General features: G+C 52.9%; 5 protein-coding genes. 2 read left to right on the top strand and 3 right to left on the bottom strand.

The annotated features are described in order from the left end of the window. A partial coding sequence (locus KOO63_04865; GenBank protein MBU8921135.1) for a glycosyltransferase occupies positions 1–162 on the bottom strand: 162 nt, incomplete at its 3' end. Between the two features lie 172 nt (positions 163–334). Between KOO63_04865 and KOO63_04860 the strand changes: the two genes are divergently transcribed. Next, positions 335–1,474 carry a glycosyltransferase family 39 protein gene (locus KOO63_04860; GenBank protein MBU8921134.1) on the top strand — a complete coding sequence of 380 codons (1,140 nt, stop codon included), beginning with the start codon at positions 335–337 and terminating at the stop codon, positions 1,472–1,474. Continuing rightward, positions 1,411–2,610: a glycosyltransferase family 39 protein gene (locus tag KOO63_04855; GenBank protein ID MBU8921133.1), complete on the top strand. Its 1,200-nt coding sequence runs from the start codon at positions 1,411–1,413 to the stop codon at positions 2,608–2,610. Before KOO63_04860 ends, KOO63_04855 begins: the two co-directional genes overlap by 64 nt. Before the next feature lie 38 nt (positions 2,611–2,648). Here KOO63_04855 and KOO63_04850 read toward each other — a convergent pair whose 3' ends face one another. Beyond that, positions 2,649–5,735: an efflux RND transporter permease subunit gene (locus KOO63_04850; GenBank protein MBU8921132.1), complete on the bottom strand. Its 3,087-nt coding sequence runs from the start codon at positions 5,733–5,735 to the stop codon at positions 2,649–2,651. After that, on the bottom strand, positions 5,736–6,151 hold a 416-nt coding region (locus KOO63_04845; GenBank protein ID MBU8921131.1), incomplete at its 5' end, for a hypothetical protein.

The following is a 6,151-nucleotide window of genomic DNA, read 5'->3' as shown; positions in this document are numbered from 1 at the left end:
CGCGCCCGCCTGCCTTGCAACTTCCACAGTACGGTCGCTCGAACCATCATCGACCACTATGACTCCGTGAACCGACGGGAGAATTCCGGCGATCACTTCTCCGATCTTTCTTTCCTCGTTCAGGGCGGGTATTATCACCAATATTTTTTGTCCGTCCAGCATCTTCCTCCATCGGTAGGGGGATAAGGATCATGGATCGACCGTGATCATCTTCATCTGATATTTTCATTCTATAGGTACTTTTCTCCTGATTCAATACCTTTCCGCCCTTATTCCCTACTCGTTTGATGAACAGGTTTTACTCGAGAATGGACATGTGGTATCATCGCCGGCGATGAAACGATCACTGATAATCCTGATATCGATAATCGCCGTTGCCGCGGCGATAAGACTCACCGTGGCCATCCGATGCGATGTCGCCCCCGATCAAAGCGACATGGCGATCTATAACGAACTGGCACTGAGTGACCGGATCGTGATCTCGCCACCTCCCGGATACCCCCTGTTTCTCAGGGCTATCTACTCCATTTTTGGATCGAGAAACTACCAGGCCGTCTTCATCATACAGGCACTGATCAGCACCTTCACAGTTTTTGCAGCATTCCTTATCGGCCGAAAAATCTGTAATGAAAAGACCGGATTGATAGCGGCGGGAATATTCGCGATCTATCCAAACTTCATTGTCTACACCCTGACTACTCTCACTGAGACTCTTGCCCTGCTGGTCACCATGGTGATCCTCGGCGTACTGGTCTGGAATATCGATGACAGGCGGAAAGCTGTCCTTGCCGCTCTGGCGATTTTCGCCGGTTGCTTTATCAGGCCGGCTTTCCTCTACTTCTGGCCGGGGGCCCTTCTGAGCGTCGATAAGAAAAAGGTCTTTCTGATCACAACAGCCGCAGTCCTGGCACCGGCTATCATCTTTATGGTGGCCAGCGGAAACGTTCCGAACAGGGGAGCGCTTGCCTTCTACAAGACTTACAACCCGCGGGCAACGGGACTGTCGAACTACGATTTCTCAGAAACTGAACTGGAAAGCAGAGACCTGCCGGTATCTATATACATGAGGGAATCTTTCCGATTTATAGCTGAAAACAAGTGGCGTACCATGAATATCCTCCATAAAAAATGTTCCCTGCTCTTTTCACGTGGATTCGATACTTTCGTAATGAGAAGCCTTGTCAACGACGACCACAATGTCTCCAACATACTGCATTATGGATACCTGCCTGTCCTGATCCTGGGCGCGGCGGGAATGTTGCGGAGATATGACAAGAAGAACCGGGGCGTGATGTGGCCGGCGCTCAGCTACCTAGCATTCTTCATTCTGCTCGCAATGTTCAAGATAAGGTACAGGCTTCTGGCCGAGCCTTCTCTGATTATATTTACTTCTATACTTCTTGGAGGGTCATGCGGGAAGGAAAGACAGGGGGATCGATCCTTGGATTCCTCAACAGGTGTTCCGGGCGAATAAAAGAATGGGCACAGGGTGACTGGGATATCCTCCTGGTGATACTTCTGCTGGGAACTGCTGTGAGAGTATATCTTGCCCTGTCGGGCCAGGTTCAGCAGGGAGTGAGTGAGACCTGGACAATATCCGGCCTGTCCTCCATTACACCAAAAGGGGCCCTCGACACTCTGACACCTCCCCTGTATCCTGTCATCGTACACATTTCAAAGATCCTCGCAGGACGATCCCATCCCATAGGGTTGTTCCTGATTCAGGCTGTACTCTCATCCATCTCGATCGCCCTCGTGTACGATGCCGGACGGAAAATGTTCTGCAGACGGACAGGACTCGTAGCGGCTGCTGTAATCGCAATCTATCCCAACCTCATCCTTTCCAGCCTGAGGATCAGGCCGGACTCGGTACTTGTCTTCCTTATTCTCTTGATAATGGCCCTTTCTGTGTCCAGGATACGGGAAAACATTAAAGCCTGTGGATTGGCTGTCATAATGGGATTGTCAATAATGCTGACTCCGATAGCGATATTTATCGTTCCCGGAGTGGTCTTCTCAACCCGAAGAAGGATCCTCTTCCTTATTGTACTGGCAGTGACTCTTGCACCCTGGGCGGTCCGTAATTCTACCCGTATAAACAGGATGGTCCCGGTTTACGACCGGGCTGCATACTCTGTCTCATTCGATAAGTACAGCCTCGGGACCGCAGGTCCCAACAGGGACAGGTGGAAACCATTGCACCGCATCTACATCGAAATAGAGACATTATTCGGAAGAAGCTGGAACGAGCTCACGAACGAAGAACCTCAGAATCAAGGACTCAGAAACAGTAACTACATGATGACCTGGTCATACATCCTGGTTCTTTTCCTGGGACTTGCCGGAATGATCAGGCACTTCGGCAGAAGACACCTGGCAGCGGGACTTCCGGTAATCGGATACATAGTTCTTCTGATATTTATTACAGATTTTCAGATGGGTGACAGGATACTGCTGGAACCCCTGCTGATCATATTTCTCGCCGCTCTTTTCGCATACCGGTTGCCTGGCGACGGAAAAGACAGTGAGGCCGGGTCGGGGAAAGAACAGAAACCAGAGAAAGCACCGGGGCCTAAGAAAGAACCAGGGCCGGCACAAGACCGGCCCTGAACTCTGTTTCATATCTCTGACTGAAAGGCCCGTTCAGGTCACGGGGTTCCCTGGTTTGCCATCTCCCTGCGTTCCCTTTTGCCCGCGGGAGTCAGTCTGTCCACCATCGAATAGATGACCGGGATGACGAAGATCGTGAACACCGCTGAAAGCAGCACACCACCGATCTGTACCACGGCCATCGGAGTCCGGTACTCTACGCCGGAACCACCCATCGCCTGCGGGATCATCCCGACTGCGATCGCGAGGTTTGCCATAATGATCGGCCTGAGCCTCTGCGGACAAGCCTCGAGAAGGGCCTCCCTCATCTTCCTGCCCTGTTCCCTCAACTGTCTGGTGGCATCGAGAAGAAGGATGGCGTTGTTCACCACGATTCCCACCAGCATCACCATCGCCATCAACGACATGATGTTGATCGTCTGTCCTGTAAAGAAAAGCGCGAACGAGGTCCCGATAAGTCCGAGCGGCAGAGTGATCATAACGGTGACAGGGTGTATGAAAGACTCCAGAATAGCAGCCATCACAATATACACCAGTACGACCGCCAGGATCATCGCCGTCTGGATCGAGGCGAACGATTCGTCCTGGACCTCAGCCATTCCCGCATACTTGAACCTTACTCCCGATGGCAGCCCCAGATCTTCGACCTTCTCATCGATTATCGCCCTCGCCTCGCTGACAGTACCTGTCGCGACATTCGCCGTGATCTGCACCATCCTCTGCTTGTCGCGGTGAAGGATCTCGGCATCTCCAGTCGCGTTCTCCAGGGTCGCTATGTCTGACAGAGGGACCTCCCCACCAGAGGGAAGGTTGAATGGCATATCCTTCAGATAGTCCGGGTCGGAACGAATATCCGAGGCATACTTCACCATGATATCGTATTCCTCACCGAGTTCACGGTAGACCCCCGCCTCCTGACCTTCGTAGGCTGCCCTGAGGATCATCCCCGCGTTTGCCGGCTGAAGTCCGCGCTGCGCCATCTGACGCCGCCTCGGCCTCATGACTATCTCAGGTTTTCCAGTCTTCTCGGTAGTCTGCACCTCGACCAGTCCGGATACATCCTGCACTATTGCGAATATGTCCCGACTGTACCGGGTCAGCTTCTCCGGGTCCGATGAAAGGATCTCCATCACAAGATCAGCCTCCACCCCACCACCATCGCCCGAAGCAGTAACCATGATCTCTGCGCCTGGCACTTCGGCCAGCAAAGGCCGGATATCGTTCATGAACTCGACGATAGTAAGGTCACGCTCCTCACCGTCGACGAGTTTCAGTGTTATCAGCCCTTCCTCGACTCCTCTCTGCCCTCCACCGATCTTTGTGATTACACCCTCGACATCGGGCCTCGCCCTCATCACCCGTTCGATCCTCGTCGTGACCTCGTGAGTCCGTTCGAGACTTGTCCCGGCGGGGAGCTCGACTGTGACCATGACGATATTCTCATCGATCACCGGCATGAACTCTCCTCCGACAAATCCAAAGAGAAAGATGGCGAAAAAGAAAATGGCTACGGTAATGACAATAGGCTGCCACCTGTGTTTAAGGAAATGTGAAAGAAGATTCCTGTAGCCACTTTCTATCGATCCGTATCCCCTGTCCCACGCTGCCGTGAACCGTGTCCAGATATGATCCCTGTGCTGATTCTCCCCGGCCTTCGCCCTGATCAGTCTGGCTGAAAGCATCGGTACCATCGTGTAACAGATGATCAGTGAGAAGATCGTCGCGAAAACAACCGTCAGCCCGAACTGGAGAAAGAACCTTCCTATGATCCCGCTCATGAACGCGATCGGTGTGAAGACGACAATATTTGTAAGGGTCGAGGCAAGTACGGCGACCGCCACCTCGCTGGTCCCCTTTTCAGCCGCTTCGAAAGGATCCATACCGGTCTTGACAAGCCTGGAGATATTTTCGATCACTACGATCGAGTTCGTGACGAGCGTACCGATCGAGATTCCCAGGGCCAGCAGTGTCATAATATTTATACTGAATCCCGCACTGTCTATAAGAAGGAATGTAGCAATCACCGAAATGGGCATCGAGATAGCCGCGATCAGTGTCTGCCTCCAGTCGTGCAGGAAGAGAAAGAGAAGTATCGAGGTCAGGATGATACCGATCGCGATATTCAACAACACATCGCTGACCGCGTCAAAGACAAAAGTCGACGCGTTGTTTGTTATCGTCACTTCAATATCGTCGTCCAGGATACCGTTGAGCTCATCGAGTGCGACTTCGACCGAACGGGCCACACTGATAGCATTCCCATCGGAACGCTTCATGATCGAGAGCCCGATCACCGGTTCACCGTTCCAGGTGGAAGATTCACGGAGTTCCTCGGTCGTATCCAACACAATCGCCACTTCGGAAAGTGGTATCGTCTCTCCTGAGGGCAGAGGAAGCCTGAAATCCTTTACTTCAGAAGGATCGGTGATCTCTCCGGTCATCCTGAGAGTGATCTCACCCGGACCACGTGTGATGTGTCCGGCCGGTACGTTGAGATTCTGCATGGAAACGATCCCTACGACATCGAGAATGGAAAGACCGTAGGCGCGAAGCCTCTCCGGAGCAACCTCTATCCTGATCTCCCTTTCCCTCTTTCCGGTCAGCTCCACCTCGGCGACACCGTCTATCCTGCTAAGCCTTTCCTTGATGACTTTATCGGAGATCTCGTAGACTTCCCGGAGGGATCTCGGCGCCGAAACGGCCAGGTCCATAATCGGAGAAGCGTTCATATCAAACTTCTGGATTACGGGATCTTCCGCGTCCTCCGGCAGGAACATCCGGATAGCATCGACCTTGTCCTTCACATCGATGGCGTCAAGATCGACGCTGGTATTGAGATCGAACTCTATGACCACCTGGGAGACATTCTCCATCGAATACGACTGGAGGTTTTTCACATTGGCGATCGTCGCCACCTCGTCCTCGATCTTCTTCGTCACCTGACTCTCCACCTCGGCAGGAGATGCCCCGGGGTATATTGTGGTCACGACGATTATGGGAAATTCGACATTCGGCATCATCTCTATGACGAGCCTCCGGTACGAGAATATTCCCATGACCAGTAGCATGACCATGATCATCGAGGTAAATACGGGCCGTCTTACAAAAATCCTGAAAATATTCATTTAGCCCTCCTCCCCACCGATCACCTTGACCAGGTCACCGTCTTTGATCTTCGACTGGCCGAACCTTACCACCTGGTCTCCTTCCGCGAGACCGGATACTACTTCCACCTCGTCCGCTGTCCTCAACCCTGTCTCGATCTTTTTCAGAGACGCGATCGTCTTTCCGTCCGGTCCTTTCTCCACTACATAGGCGCTCGACCATTCACCCGAATCGATCAATGCACCGACCGGTATCTTCACCACTCCGCGTCTGTCGCCGGTCAACACCCTGAACGATACCAGGAGTCCGGGAATCAGGCTTCCGTCCGGGTTTGGAAATGTCGCTTCTCCACTGAGCAGGTGTGTCTCCGGGTCTGCGGCCAGGTCGAACCTGCCTATGAACCCCTCACCACTTCCACCATTCCCGCTGTCTATCC

The sequence above is a fragment of the Candidatus Latescibacterota bacterium genome, from assembly GCA_019038625.1.
In the GTDB taxonomy this organism is placed as follows: domain Bacteria; phylum Krumholzibacteriota; class Krumholzibacteriia; order Krumholzibacteriales; family Krumholzibacteriaceae; genus JAGLYV01.
Note: the sequence above shows the minus strand (reverse complement) of the source record. Positions and strands in the feature narration are given on the sequence as shown.

What these genes read in the sequence shown, in the direction of transcription:
- KOO63_04860 (MBU8921134.1), top strand. Translation starts at nt 335, where the DNA reads ATGAAACGATCACTGATAATCCTGATATCGATAATCGCCGTTGCCGCG.
- KOO63_04855 (MBU8921133.1), top strand. Translation starts at nt 1,411, where the DNA reads ATGCGGGAAGGAAAGACAGGGGGATCGATCCTTGGATTCCTCAACAGG.
- KOO63_04850 (MBU8921132.1), bottom strand. Translation starts at nt 5,735, where the DNA reads ATGAATATTTTCAGGATTTTTGTAAGACGGCCCGTATTTACCTCGATG.